Origin of the sequence: Bacillus sp. RC252 (assembly GCF_044909215.1) — a bacterium.
GTDB lineage: Bacteria > Bacillota > Bacilli > Bacillales > Bacillaceae_G > Bacillus_A > Bacillus_A mycoides.
In genome coordinates this window covers 1-21,271 of the sequence record NZ_JBIYDV010000003.1, presented here as the reverse complement: position 1 = coordinate 21,271, position 21,271 = coordinate 1, and the positions used below count along the sequence as shown (strand labels likewise).

Here is a 21,271-nt window from a genome sequence, read left to right as displayed (position 1 = left end):
AAACGGAAATTGTAAACGGGGAACATTTGTTGGGGCAGTCTCGCTTTTCTATTGTTAAATATGTTAAAATGGAATACATGATTTGAGAGGGAGAGATCGTATTTTGTTTGAATATGTTACAGGTTACGTGGAGTATGTAGGACCGGAATATGTCGTAATTGACCATAATGGAATTGGTTATCAAATTTTCACACCAAATCCGTATGTATTTCAAAGAAGTAAGCAAGAAATCCGTGTCTATACATATCACTATGTGAGAGAAGATATTATGGCACTTTACGGGTTTAAAACACGTGAAGAGCGTTTATTATTTACAAAATTGTTAGGTGTATCGGGGATTGGACCAAAAGGTGCTCTTGCAATTTTAGCTTCTGGTCAAACCGGACAGGTCGTTCAAGCGATTGAACATGAAGATGAGAAGTTCTTAGTGAAGTTCCCAGGTGTCGGAAAGAAAACAGCGCGCCAAATGATTTTAGATTTAAAAGGAAAACTAGCAGATGTTGTACCAGATGCGTTTGTTGATTTGTTCTCAGATACTGAAAGTTTTGATACGAAGAAAGGTTCATCAGTTGAACTTGATGAAGCACTGGAAGCACTGCGTGCACTTGGCTATGCAGAACGAGAAGTCTCTCGTGTTGTACCAGAGTTATTAAAAGAATCACTAACGACGGATCAATATATTAAAAAGGCACTTAGTCTTTTACTAAATGGTAAGAGGTGAGTATAATGGACGAACGTCTCCTTTCAGGGGAATCTGGATACGAAGATGCGGATTTAGAGTATTCATTACGGCCACAGACGCTCCGTCAGTATATTGGCCAAGATAAAGCGAAACATAATTTAGAAGTGTTTATTGAAGCGGCGAAAATGCGTGAAGAAACGTTAGATCACGTACTTTTATATGGCCCACCTGGACTTGGTAAAACGACGCTTGCGAATATTATTGCCAATGAAATGGGTGTTAACATTCGAACGACGTCAGGTCCCGCAATTGAAAGACCAGGAGATTTAGCAGCTGTATTAACAGCGCTTCAGCCAGGAGATGTATTATTTATTGATGAAATTCATCGTTTGCATAGATCTATTGAAGAAGTGCTATACCCAGCGATGGAAGACTTTTGCCTTGATATCGTTATTGGGAAAGGACCGTCAGCTCGCTCTGTACGTCTAGATTTACCTCCATTTACGCTAGTTGGGGCAACGACGCGTGCAGGTGCATTATCAGCACCACTTCGTGACCGTTTCGGTGTACTTTCACGATTAGAGTACTATACAGTAGATCAGCTTTCTGCGATTGTAGAACGTACAGCAGAAGTGTTTGAAGTTGAAATAGATTCGTTAGCAGCATTAGAAATTGCAAGACGTGCCCGTGGTACACCTCGTATTGCGAATCGTCTATTACGACGTGTACGTGACTTCGCACAAGTTCGCAGTGACGGAACGATTGCGATGGAAATTACACAAATGGCGTTAGAACTATTACAAGTAGATAAATTAGGACTTGATCATATCGACCATAAATTACTGCTTGGTATTATTGAAAAGTTCCGCGGTGGTCCAGTTGGATTAGAAACTGTTTCAGCAACGATTGGAGAAGAATCGCATACGATTGAAGATGTGTATGAACCGTATTTATTACAAATTGGCTTTTTACAAAGAACGCCAAGAGGCCGGATCGTAACACCGCTTGCATATGAGCATTTCGGAATGGAGATGCCAAAAGTATGACGGAGATGCCAAAGCTGCTTATTACAGCTGGTATTTTGCTCATTGTTGTTGGATTAGCTTGGAAGTTCATAGGAAGGCTTCCAGGCGATATTTTTGTGAAAAAAGGTAACGTTACCTTTTATTTTCCTAGCATTACATGTATTGTGTTAAGTATTGCATTATCTTTCATTATGTATATAATAAATCGATTCAAATAAGAAATAGGTGGATACAGTTATGGATATTAATCTGTTTGATTTTCATTTACCAGAAGAACTCATTGCACAAATTCCGCTTGAAGAGCGTGAAACATCAAGATTGATGGTGTTAGACCGTGAAACAGGAGATATTGAGCATAAACATTTTACGGACATTCTTTCTTACTTACAAGAGGGGGATTGCTTAGTTTTAAATGAAACGAAAGTGATGCCAGCTCGCTTGCACGGTGTGAAAGAAGATACAGGTGCACACATTGAAGTGCTTCTTTTGAAACAAGAGGAAGGCGATAAGTGGGAAACGCTTATAAAGCCAGCGAAGCGTGTAAAAGAAGGAACTGTCATCTCTTTTGGTGAAGGAAAGTTAAAAGCAACTTGCATTGGAACAGCAGATCAAGGTGGGCGTCAACTTGAGTTTTCATATGACGGCATCTTTTATGAAATTTTAGACGAGCTTGGAGAAATGCCACTTCCTCCATATATTAAAGAGACGCTAGAAGATCGCGATCGTTATCAAACGGTATATGCGAAGGAAATCGGTTCAGCAGCAGCACCGACGGCTGGCCTTCACTTTACAGAAGAGTTACTTGAGAAATTGAAGCAAAAAGGCGTCGGGTTAGCATTCATTACACTCCATGTAGGACTTGGAACATTTAGACCAGTTTCTGCAGATACTATTGAAGAGCATCATATGCACGCAGAGTATTACCATATGTCTGAAGAGACTGCGGCTTTATTAAACCGCGTGAAAGAGGATGGCGGCCGTATTATTACTGTAGGTACGACATCAACACGTACGTTAGAAACGATTGCGACAGATCATAGTGGTAAGCTTTGCGCAGCTTCTGGCTGGACAGATATTTTTATGTACCCAGGATATGAATTTAAAGCAATTGATGGTTTAATTACAAACTTCCATTTGCCGAAATCAACATTAATTATGCTTGTAAGTGCATTTTCAAATAGAGATAATGTACTTCATGCTTATAATGAAGCAGTAAAAGAAAAATATCGTTTCTTTAGTTTCGGTGATGCGATGTTCGTTGCATCTCACGCTAAAATGAGAAACAAATAAAAGGAGTAAATTATGACAGCAATTCGTTATGAATTTATTAAAACTTGTAAACAAACGGGTGCGCGTTTAGGTCGAGTGCACACGCCACACGGCTCATTTGATACACCGACATTTATGCCAGTTGGTACACTTGCAACAGTTAAAACAATGTCACCAGAAGAATTAAAAGCAATGGATTCTGGCATTATTTTAAGCAATACGTATCATTTATGGCTACGTCCAGGCCACGAAATTATTCGTGAAGCAGGTGGCTTGCATAAGTTTATGAACTGGGATCGTGCAATCTTAACGGATTCAGGTGGATTCCAAGTATTTAGCTTAAGTGATTTCCGACGCATTGAAGAGGAAGGTGTTCATTTCCGCAATCACTTAAATGGCGATAAATTATTCTTATCTCCAGAAAAAGCGATGGAAATCCAAAATGCATTAGGTTCAGATATCATGATGGCATTTGATGAGTGTCCACCGTTCCCTGCTACTTTTGAATACATGAAAAAGTCTGTAGAGCGTACAAGCCGCTGGGCAGAGCGTTGCCTAAAGGCGCATGAACGTCCACAAGATCAAGGTTTATTCGGTATTGTACAGGGCGGGGAGTTTGAAGAGCTTCGTCGTCAAAGTGCGAAAGATCTTGTTTCAATGGACTTCCCTGGCTATGCTATAGGCGGTCTATCTGTTGGTGAACCGAAGGATATTATGAATCGTGTTCTTGAGTTTACAACACCACTTCTTCCTGATGATAAACCACGCTACTTAATGGGTGTAGGTTCTCCTGACTCGTTAATTGATGGTGCGATTCGCGGTGTTGATATGTTTGACTGTGTACTTCCAACTCGTATCGCTCGAAATGGTACATGTATGACAAGTGAAGGCCGCTTAGTTGTGAAAAATGCGAAATTCGCTAGAGACTTCGGGCCGCTTGATCCGAACTGTGATTGCTACACATGTAAAAACTATTCTCGTGCGTACATTCGTCACTTAATGAAATGTGATGAAACGTTCGGAATTCGTTTAACGTCTTATCACAACCTTCATTTTCTGTTAAACTTAATGGAGCAGGTGAGACAAGCTATTCGTGAAGACCGTCTTGGCGATTTCCGCGAAGAGTTCTTTGAACAGTATGGCTTTAATAAACCGAATGCTAAAAACTTCTAATACATAATTTAAAAGGAGGAACACAAGATGAATGCAGGTATGATGAATATCGTTATGATTGTTGCGATGTTTGCGATTTTCTATTTCTTATTAATTCGCCCGCAACAAAAGCGTCAAAAAGCAGTTGCACAAATGCAAAATGAAATCAAAAAAGGTGATGCTATCGTAACAATCGGTGGTTTACACGCTACAATCGAATCAGTGGATGAAACAAAAATTGTTGTTAAATCTGGTGGTGCACACTTAACTTTCGATCGCAATGCGATTCGTGAAGTTGTGAAAAACTAATGATGAAGGCCCTGCATGAAATGTGCAGGGCCTTTTTTTAACTATTTTGTTTTGACATATTTACACCGAAAATACCTCCGAGTGTACTCGCACCCATTAATGCTAATTGGTAGAGTAACTGTGAGTTCGATAAAGTTTGAGAGAAGCCTAAATAGTTAACGAGAAAGACGAGAATAGCGAATGTAAGGCCTGTTGTGAAACCTACTAGCCATCCTTTTCCTTGTGCCTTTTTACCAGCAATAAATCCAGACATAAGCATAGACAGAAGGGCTATTATAAAAATAATAATTACTAATGTCCCTTCATTAATATTCGTAAATTTTAATAAAAGAGCCATGACCATACTTGTAATAGATGCGAGGATTAATAGGGTAATAATACCGAAGCCGATTGCGCTCGATAATTTTTTCGTTCCATCCATTATGCATTCCCCCTTTTTAATACAAGCATATTTTCATTTTGTTTAAGTTAGACTAGTTTCTTTTTTGTAGGGGAGCCTATAAGTAAAAAAAGGGGATGTAGAAATGGAATGGGTATCAATAATCGGACGAACAATGCTTTTGTATATAATCATTTTAATTATTTTTCGTCTTATGGGTAAACGTGAAATTGGAGAATTAAGTGTATTAGATTTAGTTGTATTCATTATGCTAGGTGAAATGGCTGTAGTGGCAATTGAAAATACAGATAAATCACTTTGGCATCAATTAGTTCCAATGACTTTTCTTATGTGTATACAAATCATTTTGTCGGTCATTTCTTTAAAGTTCCAGCGTTTTCGGCATTTAATAGAAGGGGAGCCTGCGATTCTTGTGAATGCAGGTAAAATTGATGAAAAAAAGATGCGGAAGCAGCGATATAACATAGATGATTTATTGATGCAACTACGTGAGCAAGGAATCGGAGATGTGCGTGATGTAGAATACGCTATTTTAGAACCATCTGGAAAGTTATCTGTCTTTCAAAAACAAAAAAGTAAAAAGAGCAAAAATGATACACCAATTTTTACACTCCCACTAATTATTGATGGAGAAATTCAATACAATCATTTGCAAATGATTGAACATACAGATGGGTGGCTCGTTGAGAAACTGAATAACTTAGGTTATAAAGATGTGAAACAGATTTTATATTGTAGTTTTCAAAATGGACAGTTTTTCGTTGATTTGAAAGAAAATTAGAGGCTTACCATTTTGAATGGCAAGCCTGCTTACTTCAAAAATGAAAGTTTCCGAATGATAGGGAGACGACTTAATTCTTCTTTTCGAATGAGTTTGAAAGCAAAGAGGAGGAAAATATAAACGATTGTTGTTAAAGTGATTTCCCATAATGTTTGTACGCCAAGTGAATGAGAGAAAATAATATACTTATGAAGGTAAAAACCGAAGGCGCCTGCAATACCGATGGCAAGTCCTCCAAAAATATAGTCTTTTGCATAAATGGTAAATTTAATTTTCTTTAAAACAGTAGCATAGTGAAGGAATGTTACGGTCACTATATTTGCTGCAATAGCGAGGGCAACTCCCATCATTTGAAACTCTGGCTTTGAAGCTAGTACAAAAATAACGATTAATTTCACGATAGCGCCAATAAATGTGTTCATCATTGCAGCTCTTGCTAAGTTTAAAGCTTGCAACACAGATGTAAGTGGGCTTTGAAAATAATGAAATAAAAAGCAAGGTGCAAGAAGTTGGATGAACGCTGTTGCACTGTCCGATCCATACATAAGCGTTAAGACGGGTGAAGCAAATACATATAAAATAACGACTGACCATCCACCAGTAATTAAGGAAATTCGAAGGGCTTGTTGTAAACGGTGTTCCACTAATTTGTGCTGTCTCTTTGCCATTGCCTCGCTAATTGATGGGACGAGTGCTGTAGAAAGAGCGTATGTAATAAAGGCAGGTAGTGATAGAAGCGGGAAGGCGTAACCGTTCAATATACCGTATTGCTGTGTTGCGACAGAAGCGGCAACCCCGGCAATTGCTAAGCTTTGCATAACAACGATAGGTTCAAAGAAATATGAAACGGAACCGATTAAACGGCTTCCTGTAGTTGGAAGTGCGATATCCATAAGAGAATAAAATGTATTTTTGCTCTCCTTTACCGTAGTGAAAAAACCAGAGCGTATAGATAAATGTTTTTCGCGCTGGAATAAAGTAAGTAAAAATAATAAAGATGCAACTTCGCCAAGAACAGCTGATAGCATAGCACCGGCTGCAGCATATTCTACGCCGTAAGGTAAAAATAACCGAATGCATACAGCGATAATTGTAATGCGGACAACTTGTTCTATGACTTGAGCGTAAGCGCTCGGCTTCATGTTTTGTTTCCCTTGGAAATAACCACGTAAAACGGAAGAAACTGCAATAACGGGGACGACAGGTAAAATAGCCATTAATGGATAGTAAGTTCTTTCATCTGTTAATAATGTTTTTGCTAAAATAGGTGTGAGTAGCATAATACCAATTGTTAAAATGATACTAATAAAGGATGTAACAGCTAGGGAGACGGTTAATATTTTTTTAACTCTTTGTTTGTCGTTCACTGCTTCCGCTTCTGCTACAAATTTTGCAATCGCAACAGGAAGGCCAATTTGTGTTAATGTAATTGCTAAAATGAAGGTGGGGACAGCCATCATATAAAGGCCAACGCCTTCTTCTCCTAAAATACGTGCCATTACAATGCGGTTAATAAATCCAAGGATTTTTGTAATAAAACCGGCTATCATTAAAATAAATGCGCCTTTTAAAAAGCTTTGTCTCGTCATACTCTTCTCCTACCTTCTCAAAATCAATGGAATGATTTACAATAATTTATATGCACGTATGAGACAAGAATGACAAGCATTTAAGAGAGTGAAGTATGAATGGTACTCTTGAAAGAAGTTATTACTGTCCATTAGAGCGGGATTAAAAGCGACTTTTCGTGCTGAAATAAGAAGGAGATGTTATATATGTTGGATAAAGAGGCTTTGGTAGAATCATACCGCGGACAGTTACAAGTCGTTTTAGAAAGTAAAGTAGAAGAGTTTCAGTTGTTCGGTTACGACCGAGTGACAGATAATGATATTTGGAAGTTTCTCAAGGCGAAAAAGTGGAAAAAGATAGATAGTGATGTTAGGTTATATGAATTAGTAAATGATGTATTAAGAGTAAGTACTAATGAATATATGAATTATTTAACTGTTGAAGCATATCAAGCGCCACTTTGGTCGTTTGATGAATATGAAAATAAATAACCGGCTGTAATTGGTTTGTTCTTCCTTTTGCAGTATAATGATAGGTATTGATAAAGAGGAATTAATTATGTCTAAGATTATATATAAAGGAGGTAGTGAAGAGGGAAAATAAATAATGAATAGTGTAGGTATTGTGAAAAGCTTACCGACACAGCTAGTGATGAACTAGCGGAAATACATGTATTTTATAGAAAGTAAGTCTACTAACTAGGCGTATGCACACGTGCGAAAATGAATCGTAAGAGATTTATTGAAAGTGTTAGTAGCAGAAAGAGGGTACATATGGCAAAGCGTGGTACAAGAATTGCCGCCTTTTTCCTCATCGTTTTATTAATCGGTGGCGTAATTGGTGCGGCAGGAAAAGACATAGCAAAAGGAATTAGTCTAGGACTAGACCTTCGCGGTGGTTTTGAAATTCTGTATGAAGTAAAACCAGCCAAAAAAGGTGATAAAATTGACCGAGAGGCACTTGTAAGTACAGTAGGTGCTCTTGAAAATCGTGTCAATGCACTCGGTGTAAGTGAGCCGAACATTCAAATCGAAGGACAGGATCGAATTCGTGTGCAGCTTGCTGGTGTACAAGATCAGCAAAAAGCACGTGAAATGTTATCAACGCAAGCGAAATTAACATTCCGTGATGTAGATGACAACCTTCTTATGGATGGAGCGGATTTAAAAGGCGGCGGAGCGAAGCAAACATTTGATGATAAAGGTCGTCCAAGTGTTGGACTTACGTTAAAAAGCGCTGAAAAATTCCGTGAAGTAACAGAGAAGATTTCAAAAATGCCACCACCAACGAATTTAATGGTAATTTGGCTTGATTTTGAAGAAGGAAAAGATTCGTATAAAGCAGAATCTGCAAAACCGAATCCAAAGTTTTTATCAGCGGCAACAGTAGAACAAGTATTTAATCAAGCTGAAGTATCTATCGTAGGTGGAAACTTTACAGTTGAAAGTGCGAAAGAACTGTCATCTTTATTAAATGCAGGTGCACTTCCTGTTGATTTAAAAGAAATGTATTCAACATCTGTTGGAGCAAAATTTGGTCAACAAGCATTAGAGCAAACGATTTTCGCTAGTGCAATCGGTATTGCTATTATCTTCTTATTCATGCTTGTATTCTACCGTTTACCAGGGCTTGTAGCGGTTATTATGTTAGGTTTATACATTTTCGTTACATTACTTGTCTTTAACTGGATGCATGCGGTTCTCACGTTGCCAGGTATTGCGGCATTAGTGCTCGGGGTAGGTATCGCAGTAGATGCGAATATTATTACGTACGAGAGGTTAAAGGAAGAGCTGAAAATTGGTAAGTCAATGATGTCAGCATTTCGTGCTGGTAACCATCGTTCATTAGCAACAATTTTAGATGCGAACATTACAACGATTGCAGCAGCGGGTGTATTATTTGCTTACGGTAATAGCTCTGTAAAAGGTTTCGCAACAAGTTTAATTGTTAGTATTTTAGTCGGTTTCATTACGAACGTATTCGGTACTCGTTTCTTACTAGGTTTACTTGTAAAGAGCCGTTACTTCGATAAAAAACAATCTTACTTTGGTGTTAAGGAAAAGGATATTATTCCATTAACAAAAGGTGTAGTACATCCGCCAACGAGATTTGATCGTATTAACTTCGTAAATATCGGTCATAAATTCTTCTTATTCTCAATTGTAGTCGTAATTGCTGGGGCAATTATATTACCGATTTTCAAAATGAATCTTGGTATTGACTTTGCAAGTGGGACACGTATCGACTTGCAATCAAAACAAGCAGTTACTGTGTCTGATGTTCATAAAGATTTTAAAGAATTGAACATCGATGTGAAGGAAGAAAATATTGTACCGACTGGAGATGACAATAAAGGTTTCGCAGTTCGTACATTAGGTGTTCTATCAAAAGATGAAATTGCGAAAACAAAAACATTCTTCCACGATAAATACGGTACAGATCCGAATGTAAGTACAGTTTCACCGACAATCGGTAAAGAGATTGCACGAAATGCATTTATCGCAGTATTAATTGCTTCTGCAGTAATCGTTTTATACGTAAGTATTCGTTTCCGTCTTACGTACGCAGTATCTGCAGTAATCGCATTATTACATGATGCGTTCGTTATGATTGTTGTGTTTAGTCTTTTCCAGATAGAGGTAGACTTAACGTTTATCGCTGCGGTATTAACGATTATTGGTTACTCTATCAATGACTCAATCGTTACGTTTGATAGAAACCGTGAGTTATACAAACAGAAAAAACGAGTTCGCGACATAAAAGACCTAGAAGAAATCGTAAACTCAAGTATTCGCCAAACAATTGGTCGTTCAATTAATACTGTTTTAACAGTGTTGTTCCCAGTAATTGCACTACTTATTTTCGGTAGTGAATCACTGCGTAACTTCTCACTTGCGTTATTAATTGGATTAGTTGTAGGTACGTACTCTTCTATTTTCGTTGCTTCTCAAATTTGGTTAATGCTTGAAAACCGTCGTTTGAAAAGGGGAAAAAACAAGAAGAAGGTTGAGAAAGAAGAACCTGAACCGCAAGTATAAAAAAGATGATGTCTCATTATGAGGCATCTCTTTTTTCGTTTGTGGATACAATAAGATAGCAACTTTTGAAAGAATGAAATGGAATAAAGTGGTGATGTTATCGCTGATTTTGTTAAAATAAAGTGAAACTTTAATAAGTGGGGGGTTTTGTTCATCCCCACTTATTATTAGCCCTCACCAATCGGGCTTTTACGGGCAGTTGATCTCCCACCTAACTTCCTTGTATTTGCCGGATTTTGAGGTGGGGCGCAAATAGCGGGATAAAAAGATAGGTTAAGAAAAGAAGGGATTTCAATTATGGAAAAAGATGAACGTTTTAAACAGGCCGAGTTTGGTGCTATTGTCGGAATCGTTGGTAATATTATATTAGCGATTGTAAAAGCGGTAATTGGTTATATTGGAAACAGTAAGGCACTTTTAGCGGATGCAGTGCATTCTGGATCAGATGTAATTGGCTCGTTAGCTGTACTTTTTGGATTACGAGCGGCAAAGCAACCGCCTGATGAAGATCATCCGTATGGTCATGGTAAAGCGGAATCGATTTCAGCGATTATTGTTGCGGTATTATTATTTATTGTTGGAATAGAGATAGCGATTTCGTCTATAAAAGCTTTTTCACAAGATTTGGAACCACCAAAAGGAATTACGATTTTTGCAGTTATTCTTTCGATTGTAGTGAAAGAAGGGATGTTTCAGTATAAATATCGATTAGGGAAGAGGATAAATAGTGCTGCAATTATTGCAAATGCATATGAACATCGTTCGGATGTGTTTTCTTCAATTGCAGCTTTAATCGGCATTTGTGCAGCTATTATCGGCGGTAAGTTAGGTATAGATTGGCTTGTATATGCCGATCCAATTGCGGGATTATTTGTTTCAATTCTCGTTGCTAAGATGGCGTGGAGTATTGGAGCAGAAGCTATTCATGCAACGCTCGATCATGTTCTGCATGAAGAAGATGTTGTTCCGCTTAGGGAGGCAGTTTTTCAAGTGGAAGGTGTGAAAAAAATCGGCTCTTTATATGCAAGAGAACATGGCCACTATGTTATTGTCGATATTAAAGTATCTGTAGATCCATATATCACTGTAGAAGAAGGTCACCGCATCGGAAAACATGTAAAAGAAAAACTTATGGAACAAGATAACGTACAAAACGTTTTTGTACATATTAATCCGTATTCTCCAAATTAAACATAACGGATATTTAATTATATAGATATCTAATCGTAGTTTGCATTATATTGTCACCCCTTAATCTGTCTTGTATAATGGATAGGTTAAGGGGTGATTTCGTGTTACAACCGAAGACGCGTTGGAAAGAAAAAGAATATAATGAGGAACTAGTGAGTGAATTAGCAAATAAATTGCAACTATCACCTCTTGTGACTTCATTATTTCTTGGCAGAGGCTTAAATACAGAAGATAAGATTGTAGACTTTTTAAATACAGCAGATCAAGAATTCCATGATCCATTTTTACTTGAAGGAATGGAGCGGACTGTAGAACGTGTGAAAAAAGCTATTGAAAATGGAGAACAAATATTAATATTTGGCGATTACGATGCGGACGGAGTAAGTAGTACGACTGTGTTATATCTTGCTCTCAAAGAATTAGGTGCAGAAGTAGAGTTTTATATTCCAAATCGTTTTACTGAAGGCTATGGGCCAAATGAAGAAGCGTTTCGTTGGGCGCACAGTGCAGGGTTCTCGCTAATTATTACTGTCGATACTGGTATCGCAGCGGTACATGAAGCGAAGGTAGCGAAGGAACTTGGAATAGATCTTATTATTACAGATCATCATGAGCCACCACCAGAATTACCAGAGGCACTTGCGATTATTCACCCGAAATTAGAAGGCGGTGTTTATCCGTTTCATTATTTAGCGGGTGTTGGTGTTGCATTTAAAGTTGCACATGCACTTTTGGGCCGTGTGCCAGAGCATTTGTTGGAAATTGCAGTAATCGGTACGGTAGCCGATTTAGTATCGCTTCATGGTGAAAATAGATTGTTAGTACAGCGTGGACTGAAGCATATGCGAATGACTCGGAATATCGGTTTAAAGGCGTTATTTAAAGTTGCTAACGTTTCGCAAAGCGAAATTACAGAAGAAAGCATCGGGTTCGCACTCGCACCTCGTATTAATGCAGTTGGTCGTTTGGAAGATGCAACACCTGCTGTACACCTTTTATTATCAGAAGATCCAGAGGAAGCGAAAGAGCTAGCTGAAGGAATTGATGAGCTGAACAAACTTCGAAAAGATATTGTAAAGCAAATTACTGAAGAAGCTATCGCTGAAGTCGAAAATAATTTCCCGCCAGAAGAAAATAAAGTATTAGTCCTTGCAAAAGAAGGTTGGAATCCAGGGGTAATTGGAATTGTCGCTTCTAAGTTAGTCGAACATTTTTATCGTCCGACGATTGTATTAAGCATTGATCCTCATAAAGAAACAGCAAAGGGATCGGCTCGTAGTATTGCAGGATTTGATTTGTTTGCAAACCTTTCAGATTGCCGTGAATTGTTACCGCATTTCGGAGGTCATCCGATGGCAGCGGGAATGACGCTTAATATGAATGATGTGGATGAATTAAGACGCAGGTTAAATGAACAAGCAGATGTAATTTTAACAGCAGAAGATTTTATTCCGATTACAGCAGTGGATGCATTTTGTAAAGTAGAGGATGTAACGCTTGCCGCGATTGAGGATATGCAAAAGTTAGCGCCATTTGGCGTAGGAAATCCGAAACCGCGTATTGCGGTGAAAGATGCCGACTTAGAAAGTATCCGTGCAATTGGATCTGATGGTTCGCATTTAAAAATGGCTCTTCGTGATGGACAAGCAACACTGGACACGATTGGATTTGGATTTGGTACTTATGCGAAAGAAATCTCTCCAGTTGCGAAGGTTTCTGTAGTAGGAGAAGTGTCCATTAATGAATGGAATAACTTTAAAAAGCCGCAATTAATGGTGCAAGATATTGCTGTAGAGGCATGGCAATTATTTGACTGGCGTAGTATGCGTAATGTAGAAGCAAATTTAGCAGAACTTCCGAAAGAAAAAATAACAATGGTGTATTTTTCTGAAGAGGTATTGAATAAATTTTCTTTAGAAGGCTATAAAGAACAGCTCGTGCATGCATCAGAGGTAGCTCATTTTGATGATCAATACATTGTGCTACTCGATTTGCCGAGAGGAACAGATGAATTAGGTGATGTATTTAAGGCTGGATTCCCAGCTCGAATTTACACGCTATTTTATCAAGAGAATAATCACTTATTTAGTACGGTCCCAACGAGGGAACATTTTAAATGGTACTATTCTTTCTTAAGCCAAAAAACACCATTTTCTTTAAGGCAATATGGGGAACAACTGTGTCGTCATAAAGGTTGGTCAAAAGATACAGTAAATTTCATGACACAGGTGTTTTTTGAGTTAGAATTTGTTACAATAAAAGACGGTGTCATTTTTATGGCAGACAAAAAACAAAAGCGTGATTTAATTGAATCGAACACATATCGTGAGAAAATGAACCACTTACAATTAGAGAAAGAATTGGTTTATAGCACATATCAGCAACTATATACATGGTTTGAAACGATTCGTGATCATAAATAAGTAGAACAGTTAGGGTAAAGGATTTGTATTTACAAACCTTTTATATCTGAGGAGGATTCAGAAATATGGATTTCAAGCAACATATCGCAATTGTACCAGATTATCCGAAAGAAGGTATTGTGTTTAAAGACATTACACCTTTAATGAACGACGGAAAAGCATATAAAGCAGCAACAGATGCAATCGTTGAGTATGCAAATAAAAGAGACATTGATGTTGTAGTAGGACCAGAAGCGCGTGGTTTTATTATTGGTTGCCCAGTTTCTTATGCATTAGAAGTAGGTTTCGCACCAGTTCGTAAATTAGGAAAATTACCACGTGAAGTAATTACAGTTGACTACGGTAAAGAATATGGAACGGATGTTTTAACAATCCATAAAGATGCAATTAAGCCAGGCCAACGTGTATTAATTACAGATGACTTATTAGCTACAGGTGGAACAATCGAAGCGACAATTAAACTAGTTGAAGAACTTGGTGGAGTTGTAGCAGGAATTGCATTTTTAGTAGAGCTTACTTACTTAGATGGTCGTAAAATGTTAGATGGTTACGATGTATTAGTATTAGAAAAATACTAATCATTATATAGGTGAAACTACGGTGATAAAAAAGTACCCGTGAATCTCTTGGAGAGGAGCGGGTACTTTTGTATAATTGCACAAAAAAACATGGTGAAATGTCAGTAAAATCTTTTCCTTTTCACAATTCACAATCATTGGGTTATAATGATAGAATATAATTTATTCTATTCAATAAAGATAAAGTCAATTTTCAATAAAAGGTGATTCGATGGCAAATGAGCAAGTACTAACAGCTGAACAGGTACTCGAGAAAGCAAGTCAATATTTAGCGGATGGAGATATTGAGCTAGTGGCACGTGCCTATGAATATGCGCGTGATGCACATAGCGAACAATATAGAAAATCGGGTGAACCATATATTATTCACCCAATTCAAGTTGCAGGTATTTTAGTTGATTTACACATGGATCCGGCTACAGTATCGGCAGGTTTCTTACATGATGTAGTGGAAGATACAGAAATTACATTAGAAGACATTGAACGGGAATTTAATAAAGAAATCGCTATGCTTGTCGATGGTGTTACAAAGCTTGGAAAGATTAAATATAAATCCCATGAGCAGCAACAAGCAGAAAACCATCGCAAAATGTTTATTGCAATGGCTCAAGATATTCGAGTTATTTTAATTAAACTAGCTGATCGTCTTCATAACATGCGTACATTGAAACATTTGCCTCAAGAGAAGCAGCGTCGCATTGCGAATGAAACGTTAGAAATCTTTGCACCTTTAGCACATAGACTCGGAATTAGTACTATTAAATGGGAGTTAGAGGATACGTCACTCCGCTATTTAAACCCACAGCAATATTATCGTATTGTAAATTTAATGAAGCGTAAACGTGCAGAGCGTGAAGAATATTTAGATGAAGTAATGACTGGTATTCGTGAGAAATTAAAAGAAGTTTCAATTCAACCTGAGATTTCTGGAAGACCAAAACATATTTACAGTATTTATCGTAAAATGGCATTGCAAAATAAACAATTCAATGAAATTTACGATTTACTAGCTGTACGTGTCGTTGTGAATAGTATTAAAGATTGCTATGCGGTGCTTGGAATTATTCATACGTGCTGGAAACCAATGCCAGGTCGTTTTAAAGATTATATTGCAATGCCGAAAGCAAATTTATATCAATCTCTTCATACGACTGTAATTGGACCAAAAGGTGATCCGCTAGAAGTGCAAATTCGTACGAAAGAAATGCATGAGATTGCAGAATTCGGAATCGCGGCACACTGGGCGTATAAAGAAGGAAAAACAGCAGAAACAACTGGTACATTAGAGAAGAAACTAACTTGGTTCCGTCAAATATTAGAATGGCAAAATGAAGCTTCTAATGCAGAAGAGTTTATGGAATCATTAAAAATTGATTTGTTCTCTGACATGGTATTCGTCTTCACACCGAAAGGCGATGTAATGGAATTACCACTTGGATCTGTTCCAATTGACTTTTCGTATCGTGTCCATTCAGAGATTGGGAATAAAACAATTGGTGCAAAAGTAAATGGGAAAATGGTGACCCTTGATTATAAATTAAAAACGGGTGACATCATTGAAATTTTAACATCGAAACATTCTTATGGCCCAAGTCAAGATTGGGTAAAGCTTGCTCAAACATCTCATGCGAAAAATAAAATACGTCAATTCTTTAAGAAACAACGTAGAGATGAAAATATTGAAAAAGGCCGTGAGCTTGTTGAAAAAGAAGTGCGTGGCTTAGAGTATGAGATGAAAGAAGTATTAGCGCTTGATAATTTAAAACGTGTCGCTGAGAAGTTTAACTTTGCAAATGAAGAAGATATGTTTGCAGCAGTTGGATATAACGGAATTACAGCAGCGCAAATTGTTACGCGACTAACGGACAAGTTCCGTAAACAACGTGAAGAAGAAGACATCGTTGAAGTTAAAGAAGTTCGTAAACCGATGAAAATTCGAAAATGGGATTCTGGTGTAAAGGTAAGTGGTGCAGATAATTTGTTAATTCGTTTATCAAAATGCTGTAACCCAGTTCCAGGTGATGATATCGTTGGTTATATTACGAAAGGTCGAGGCGTATCAATTCATCGTTGCGATTGCGTCAATGTGCATACAGAAGAAGCGGTGGAGCGTTTACTAGAAGTAGATTGGGAAGGTAGTCCTGAAAAAGAAATTGAGTACAATGTTGATATTGAAATTTCAGGCTATGATCGTCGTGGTTTATTGAATGAAGTATTACAAGCTGTTACAGAAACGAAGACGTATATCTCAGCTGTTTCTGGTAGAAGTGATCGTAATAAGATGGCAACGATTAACATGTCGATTTCTATTCGAAACTTACAACACTTGAAAAAAGTAGTAGAGCGCATTAAACGTGTTCCAGAAATTTATGCGGTACGACGCATGATGCATTAATAGGGAGTGTAGAAAAGATGAGAGTTGTTTTACAACGATCAAAGGAAGCGTCTGTCACAGTAGATGGCGAGATTGTAGGACAAATTCCATTCGGTTTAACATTACTAGTTGGCATTACGCATGAAGATACAGAAAAAGATGCAACTTATATCGCAGAAAAAATTGCAAACCTACGTATTTTTGAAGATGAGAGCGGAAAGATGAACCACTCTGTACTTGATATGAAGGGACAAGTTCTATCTATTTCGCAATTTACATTATACGGAGATTGCCGTAAAGGAAGACGTCCAAACTTTATGGATGCTGCGAAACCTGATTATGCAGAACATTTATATGATTTCTTTAATGAAGAAGTTCGTAAACAAGGACTGCATGTGGAGACAGGACAGTTCGGAGCAATGATGGACGTTTCTTTAATCAATGATGGTCCGGTGACCTTAATTGTAGAAAGTAAATAGTGTTGCCGAAGAAGAGAGGATTATAGGTCCTCTCTTTTTTCATACATTGTTGTATGTTTTGTTCATTTATCCCGCTATTTGTGGGAGATCCACTGCTCGTAAAAGCCTGATTAGTGAGGGCTAATAATGAGTGGCGATGGACAAAACCCCTATTCATTAAAGTTTCACTTTATTTGGAATCAATAGCTGTTTCGGTTATGTATAACTCTTTCATCAATATGGAACAATAACAAGTAAAACATCCATATTGAATGTGAGGGATATACGTATGCGTATGAATGAAAAAGGGCATTCTGTTACAAATGGTGCAAATCAACTGTTTAACGTGAATTTTCATGATTTTATTTCAAAAGAGCAAAACAATACTTCAATGGAGCTTGCTTCAGAGTTCGGAATTTCACTGCAAGATGTAAAGCGCCTAAAGAAGCAAATTGAGCGCTCTTAGAGCACTTGACAATCCTACTCAACAAACGTATAGTAATTTTATATTTACATATGAATATAGCCGTTGATAGAGGAGAGTAAATGAGATACACATGGAAAGAGAAGAAATGTCCTAGGCTGAAAACATTTCTACATGATGACTGATTGAATGACACTCTGTAGGTTTCAACTTGAAAGGCTTATACGCTTAGTAGAGATGAACGCAAATTTAAGCGTTATTAAAAAAGTGGAAGCATACGTGCTTCAATTAGGGTGGCACCACGGGTATAATACTCTCGTCCCTACTGTTCAAACAGTAGAGGCGGGAGTTTTTTTATTTTTATTAAGATTAAAACAATTTGAGGAGGAACTGAATATGTCTATTCAAATCCCACGCGGAACGCAAGATATTCTTCCAGGTAGTGTTGAGTTATGGCAGTATATCGAAGGGCAAGCGCGCGACATTTGCCGTCGTTACAATTATAAAGAAATTCGTACACCAATTTTTGAGCACACAGAGCTATTTTTACGTGGTGTTGGTGATACGACAGATATCGTACAAAAAGAAATGTATTCATTCCAAGACCGTGGAGAGCGTAGTTTAACATTACGTCCAGAAGGTACTGCACCTGTTGTACGTTCTTACGTTGAGAACAAAATGTTCGGTGATGCAACACAACCAACAAAATTATACTATATCGGCCAAATGTTCCGTTATGAAAGACCACAAGCAGGTCGCTATCGTCAATTCGTACAATTCGGTATTGAAGCAATTGGTAGTAACGACCCAGCAATTGATGCAGAAGTAATTGCACTTGCTGTAGAGTTTTACCGCGGTATGGGCTTAAAAAATATTAAAGTTGTATTAAATAGCTTAGGTGATGCAGCGAGTCGTCAAGCACACCGTGATGCGTTAATTGCTCACTTTGAGCCGCGCATCGGAGAATTCTGTTCTGATTGCCAATCTCGCTTAGAAAAAAACCCTCTTCGTATTTTAGACTGTAAGAAGGACCGTAATCATGAATTAATGAGCACGGCACCATCTATTACAGAATACTTAAACGAAGATTCAGCAGTATACTACGACAAAGTACAAGAACTACTAACGATGATGGATGTTCCATTTGAGAAAGATCCGAATTTAGTACGTGGTTTAGACTACTACCAACACACTGTTTTTGAAATTATGAGTGAGGCAGAAGGTTTCGGTGCTATCACAACATTAAGTGGCGGTGGCCGTTATAACGGACTTGTACAAGAAATCGGTGGACCGGAAATGCCAGGTATCGGTTTTGCGATGAGTATTGAGCGTTTAATTATGGCGCTGAAGGCTGAAAATATTGAGTTACCAATTGAACATAGTATTGATTGTTACGTTGTAGCACTTGGTGAAAAAGCGAAAGACCGTGCTGCAAAAATTGCGTTCGATCTTCGTAAAGCTGGATTATCAGTTGAAAAAGATTATTTAGATCGCAAAATGAAAGCACAATTTAAATCTGCAGATCGTTTAAATGCGAAATACGTAGCTGTATTAGGGGAAGATGAGCTAGATAAAGGCATCATTAACTTAAAAGATATGGCAACAGGCGGACAAGAAGAAGTAGCGTTAGATGTATTTGCTTCATATGTAGCAGAGAAATTAATATAGGGGGAACTTAAAGTGGCTGAAAGAACACATGCATGCGGGAAAGTAACAGTAGAAGCGGTTGGACAAACAGTTCAATTAAAAGGCTGGGTACAAAAACGCCGTGATTTAGGTGGATTAATCTTTATCGACTTACGTGACCGTACAGGTATCGTACAAGTTGTATTTAATCCAGAAACATCAAAAGAAGCGTTAGAAGTAGCAGAAACGATTCGTAGCGAATACGTATTACACGTAGAAGGTACAGTTGTTGAACGTGGTGAAGGCGCAATTAATGATAATATGGCAACTGGTCGTATTGAAGTACAAGCATCGAAAGTAAATGTATTAAACGCAGCGAAAACAACGCCAATCATTATTGCTGATGATACAGATGCATCAGAAGATGTGCGTTTAAAATATCGTTACTTAGACTTACGTCGTCCTGCAATGTTCAACACATTCAAAATGCGTCATGACGTAACGAAAACAATTCGTAACTTCTTAGATACAGAAGAGTTCTTAGAAGTTGAAACACCAATTTTAACGAAGAGCACGCCAGAAGGAGCTCGCGACTATTTAGTACCAAGCCGTGTGCATGATGGTGAATTTTATGCATTACCTCAATCTCCGCAGCTATTTAAACAGCTTCTTATGGTCGGTGGATTTGAACGTTACTATCAAGTAGCACGTTGTTTCCGTGACGAAGATTTACGTGCGGACCGTCAACCGGAATTCACGCAAATTGATATCGAGGCATCATTCTTAACACAAGATGAAATTTTAGAAATGATGGAGCGTATGATGACGAAAGTCATGAAGGATGCAAAAGGTGTAGAAGTTAGTGCACCATTCCCTCGTATGAAATATGCTGATGCAATGGCTCGCTTTGGTTCTGATAAGCCGGATACACGCTTTGAAATGGAACTAAAAGACCTATCTGAATTTGCAGTAGGTTGTGGATTTAAAGTATTTACAAGTGCTGTAGAAAACGGCGGACAAGTAAAAGCGATTAACGCAAAAGGTGCAGCGAGCAAATACTCTCGTAAAGACATCGATGCATTAACTGAATTCGCCAAAGTATACGGTGCAAAAGGTCTAGCTTGGCTTAAAGTTGAAGAAGACGGCTTAAAAGGACCGATTGCGAAATTCTTCGGTGAAGAAGATGCAAACGTGTTAATGAGTACATTAGAAGCGGATGCTGGTGACTTATTACTATTCGTAGCAGATAAGAAAAGTGTTGTTGCAGATAGCTTAGGTGCACTTCGTTTACGTTTAGGTAAAGAGCTTGAGTTAATTGACGAAAGTAAATTTAACTTCCTATGGGTAACTGATTGGCCACTTCTTGAGTACGATGAAGATGCAGATCGTTACTTCGCAGCTCACCACCCATTCACAATGCCATTCCGTGAAGACGTTGAGTTATTAGAAACAGCACCAGAAAAAGCACGTGCACAAGCATATGACCTTGTATTAAACGGTTATGAGCTTGGTGGTGGATCACTTCGTATTTACGAGCGTGACGTACAAGAAAAAATGTTCAAAGCACTTGGATTCTCACAAGAAGAAGCACAAGAACAATTCGGATTCTTATTAGAAGCATTCGAATACGGTACACCACCACACGGCGGAATCGCATTAGGTTTAGACCGTCTTGTTATGTTACTTGCAGGTCGTACGAACCTTCGTGATACAATTGCATTCCCGAAAACAGCAAGCGCAAGCTGCTTATTAACAGAAGCGCCAAGCCCAGTTGCAGAAGCTCAGCTTGAAGAGCTAAGCTTAAAATTGAGCTTGAAAGAAGAGAAGTAAGAATAGAGTCTAGATGGTTATACTAACCCCATCTAGGCTTTTTTTATAGAGGTTGTTTAAAAAGTCCGGTTCAGATAACCGTCGCATCTCATCGTTGCTTATGCTAGTCCGGTGCTCGAGTAGTAAAGCTACACTGTGCTCC

Annotated in this window: 19 protein-coding genes and 1 other annotated feature; of the genes, 17 read left to right on the top strand and 2 right to left on the bottom strand. The window is 38.1% G+C overall.

Translation table 11 applies throughout. The features are described 5' to 3' along the window. The first annotated feature begins 103 nt into the window (after positions 1-103). The 6 genes from ruvA to yajC are packed head-to-tail and all read left to right on the top strand — an operon-like array spanning position 104 to position 4,437. Positions 104-721, top strand: coding sequence for a Holliday junction DNA helicase RuvA (ruvA, locus tag ABH960_RS05230; RefSeq protein ID WP_002088786.1), 618 nt, complete (start codon positions 104-106; stop codon positions 719-721). Between the two features lie 5 nt (positions 722-726). Continuing rightward, the gene (gene ruvB, locus ABH960_RS05225) at positions 727-1,728 is read left to right on the top strand and encodes a Holliday junction branch migration DNA helicase RuvB (RefSeq protein WP_000344470.1); all 1,002 of its coding nucleotides are present in this window, start codon (positions 727-729) and stop codon (positions 1,726-1,728) included. Continuing rightward, complete coding sequence (locus ABH960_RS05220) at positions 1,725-1,925, top strand: DUF2905 domain-containing protein (RefSeq protein ID WP_404443374.1); 201 nt, start codon at positions 1,725-1,727, stop codon at positions 1,923-1,925. The genes ruvB and ABH960_RS05220 overlap by 4 nt, the downstream gene beginning before the upstream one ends. Before the next feature lie 19 nt (positions 1,926-1,944). Then, positions 1,945-2,997 carry a tRNA preQ1(34) S-adenosylmethionine ribosyltransferase-isomerase QueA gene (gene queA, locus ABH960_RS05215; protein WP_113935637.1) on the top strand — a complete coding sequence of 351 codons (1,053 nt, stop codon included), beginning with the start codon at positions 1,945-1,947 and terminating at the stop codon, positions 2,995-2,997. Positions 2,998-3,009: 12 nt separating this feature from the next. After that, on the top strand, positions 3,010-4,149 hold the full coding sequence (gene tgt, locus ABH960_RS05210) for a tRNA guanosine(34) transglycosylase Tgt (protein WP_002015319.1): 1,140 nt from the start codon (positions 3,010-3,012) through the stop codon (positions 4,147-4,149). A gap of 27 nt (positions 4,150-4,176) precedes the next feature. After that, a complete protein-coding gene (gene yajC, locus ABH960_RS05205; RefSeq protein WP_002015317.1) occupies positions 4,177-4,437 on the top strand; it encodes a preprotein translocase subunit YajC in 261 nt (86 codons plus the stop codon). A gap of 37 nt (positions 4,438-4,474) precedes the next feature. Here the strand turns inward: yajC and ABH960_RS05200 are convergent, their stop codons facing one another. Beyond that, a complete protein-coding gene (locus tag ABH960_RS05200) occupies positions 4,475-4,858 on the bottom strand; it encodes a TIGR04086 family membrane protein (protein WP_002034133.1) in 384 nt (127 codons plus the stop codon). 103 nt (positions 4,859-4,961) lie between these two features. Here ABH960_RS05200 and ABH960_RS05195 point away from each other — a divergent pair, with 103 nt between their 5' ends. Continuing rightward, positions 4,962-5,618: a DUF421 domain-containing protein gene (locus tag ABH960_RS05195; protein ID WP_002015314.1), complete on the top strand. Its 657-nt coding sequence runs from the start codon at positions 4,962-4,964 to the stop codon at positions 5,616-5,618. Between the two features lie 29 nt (positions 5,619-5,647). Here ABH960_RS05195 and spoVB read toward each other — a convergent pair whose 3' ends face one another. Continuing rightward, positions 5,648-7,207, bottom strand: coding sequence for a stage V sporulation protein B (gene spoVB, locus ABH960_RS05190; RefSeq protein WP_404443368.1), 1,560 nt, complete (start codon positions 7,205-7,207; stop codon positions 5,648-5,650). A gap of 186 nt (positions 7,208-7,393) precedes the next feature. Here spoVB and ABH960_RS05185 point away from each other — a divergent pair, with 186 nt between their 5' ends. The 10 genes from ABH960_RS05185 (at position 7,394) to aspS (ending at position 21,129) form a co-directional block, all read left to right on the top strand. After that, positions 7,394-7,678: a post-transcriptional regulator gene (locus tag ABH960_RS05185; RefSeq protein WP_002015311.1), complete on the top strand. Its 285-nt coding sequence runs from the start codon at positions 7,394-7,396 to the stop codon at positions 7,676-7,678. 282 nt (positions 7,679-7,960) lie between these two features. Continuing rightward, positions 7,961-10,225 (top strand): protein translocase subunit SecDF, encoded by a 2,265-nt coding sequence (secDF, locus tag ABH960_RS05180; RefSeq protein WP_113935635.1) that lies wholly within the window; start codon positions 7,961-7,963, stop codon positions 10,223-10,225. Positions 10,226-10,522: 297 nt separating this feature from the next. Next, on the top strand, positions 10,523-11,416 hold the full coding sequence (locus tag ABH960_RS05175) for a cation diffusion facilitator family transporter (protein WP_078177929.1): 894 nt from the start codon (positions 10,523-10,525) through the stop codon (positions 11,414-11,416). 101 nt (positions 11,417-11,517) lie between these two features. Then, positions 11,518-13,839, top strand: a complete 2,322-nt coding sequence (recJ, locus tag ABH960_RS05170; RefSeq protein ID WP_404443363.1) for a single-stranded-DNA-specific exonuclease RecJ — start codon at positions 11,518-11,520, stop codon at positions 13,837-13,839. 65 nt (positions 13,840-13,904) lie between these two features. Next, positions 13,905-14,417: an adenine phosphoribosyltransferase gene (locus ABH960_RS05165; protein ID WP_002015305.1), complete on the top strand. Its 513-nt coding sequence runs from the start codon at positions 13,905-13,907 to the stop codon at positions 14,415-14,417. A 211-nt stretch (positions 14,418-14,628) separates the two neighbouring features. Next, on the top strand, positions 14,629-16,812 hold the full coding sequence (relA, locus tag ABH960_RS05160) for a GTP diphosphokinase (protein ID WP_002138443.1): 2,184 nt from the start codon (positions 14,629-14,631) through the stop codon (positions 16,810-16,812). A 17-nt stretch (positions 16,813-16,829) separates the two neighbouring features. Further along, entirely contained in the window at positions 16,830-17,270 is a 441-nt protein-coding gene (locus tag ABH960_RS05155) for a D-tyrosyl-tRNA(Tyr) deacylase (RefSeq protein WP_002015302.1), read from the top strand. Positions 17,271-17,538: 268 nt separating this feature from the next. Then, complete coding sequence (locus ABH960_RS05150) at positions 17,539-17,715, top strand: hypothetical protein (protein ID WP_001242605.1); 177 nt, start codon at positions 17,539-17,541, stop codon at positions 17,713-17,715. A 54-nt stretch (positions 17,716-17,769) separates the two neighbouring features. After that, positions 17,770-18,000 (top strand) — a binding site (T-box leader). A 69-nt stretch (positions 18,001-18,069) separates the two neighbouring features. Next, on the top strand, positions 18,070-19,341 hold the full coding sequence (gene hisS / locus ABH960_RS05145; RefSeq protein WP_404443357.1) for a histidine--tRNA ligase: 1,272 nt from the start codon (positions 18,070-18,072) through the stop codon (positions 19,339-19,341). A gap of 12 nt (positions 19,342-19,353) precedes the next feature. Continuing rightward, positions 19,354-21,129, top strand: coding sequence for an aspartate--tRNA ligase (gene aspS / locus ABH960_RS05140; protein WP_002067242.1), 1,776 nt, complete (start codon positions 19,354-19,356; stop codon positions 21,127-21,129). The last annotated feature ends 142 nt before the right edge of the window (positions 21,130-21,271 follow it).

What these genes read in the sequence shown, in the direction of transcription:
- ABH960_RS05155 (WP_002015302.1), top strand. Translation starts at nt 16,830, where the DNA reads ATGAGAGTTGTTTTACAACGATCAAAGGAAGCGTCTGTCACAGTAGAT.
- ABH960_RS05220 (WP_404443374.1), top strand. Translation starts at nt 1,725, where the DNA reads ATGACGGAGATGCCAAAGCTGCTTATTACAGCTGGTATTTTGCTCATT.
- yajC (WP_002015317.1), top strand. Translation starts at nt 4,177, where the DNA reads ATGAATGCAGGTATGATGAATATCGTTATGATTGTTGCGATGTTTGCG.
- secDF (WP_113935635.1), top strand. Translation starts at nt 7,961, where the DNA reads ATGGCAAAGCGTGGTACAAGAATTGCCGCCTTTTTCCTCATCGTTTTA.
- queA (WP_113935637.1), top strand. Translation starts at nt 1,945, where the DNA reads ATGGATATTAATCTGTTTGATTTTCATTTACCAGAAGAACTCATTGCA.
- relA (WP_002138443.1), top strand. Translation starts at nt 14,629, where the DNA reads ATGGCAAATGAGCAAGTACTAACAGCTGAACAGGTACTCGAGAAAGCA.
- ABH960_RS05195 (WP_002015314.1), top strand. Translation starts at nt 4,962, where the DNA reads ATGGAATGGGTATCAATAATCGGACGAACAATGCTTTTGTATATAATC.
- spoVB (WP_404443368.1), bottom strand. Translation starts at nt 7,207, where the DNA reads ATGACGAGACAAAGCTTTTTAAAAGGCGCATTTATTTTAATGATAGCC.
- ABH960_RS05150 (WP_001242605.1), top strand. Translation starts at nt 17,539, where the DNA reads ATGCGTATGAATGAAAAAGGGCATTCTGTTACAAATGGTGCAAATCAA.
- hisS (WP_404443357.1), top strand. Translation starts at nt 18,070, where the DNA reads ATGTCTATTCAAATCCCACGCGGAACGCAAGATATTCTTCCAGGTAGT.
- ABH960_RS05200 (WP_002034133.1), bottom strand. Translation starts at nt 4,858, where the DNA reads ATGGATGGAACGAAAAAATTATCGAGCGCAATCGGCTTCGGTATTATT.
- tgt (WP_002015319.1), top strand. Translation starts at nt 3,010, where the DNA reads ATGACAGCAATTCGTTATGAATTTATTAAAACTTGTAAACAAACGGGT.
- ABH960_RS05175 (WP_078177929.1), top strand. Translation starts at nt 10,523, where the DNA reads ATGGAAAAAGATGAACGTTTTAAACAGGCCGAGTTTGGTGCTATTGTC.
- ruvB (WP_000344470.1), top strand. Translation starts at nt 727, where the DNA reads ATGGACGAACGTCTCCTTTCAGGGGAATCTGGATACGAAGATGCGGAT.
- ABH960_RS05165 (WP_002015305.1), top strand. Translation starts at nt 13,905, where the DNA reads ATGGATTTCAAGCAACATATCGCAATTGTACCAGATTATCCGAAAGAA.
- ABH960_RS05185 (WP_002015311.1), top strand. Translation starts at nt 7,394, where the DNA reads ATGTTGGATAAAGAGGCTTTGGTAGAATCATACCGCGGACAGTTACAA.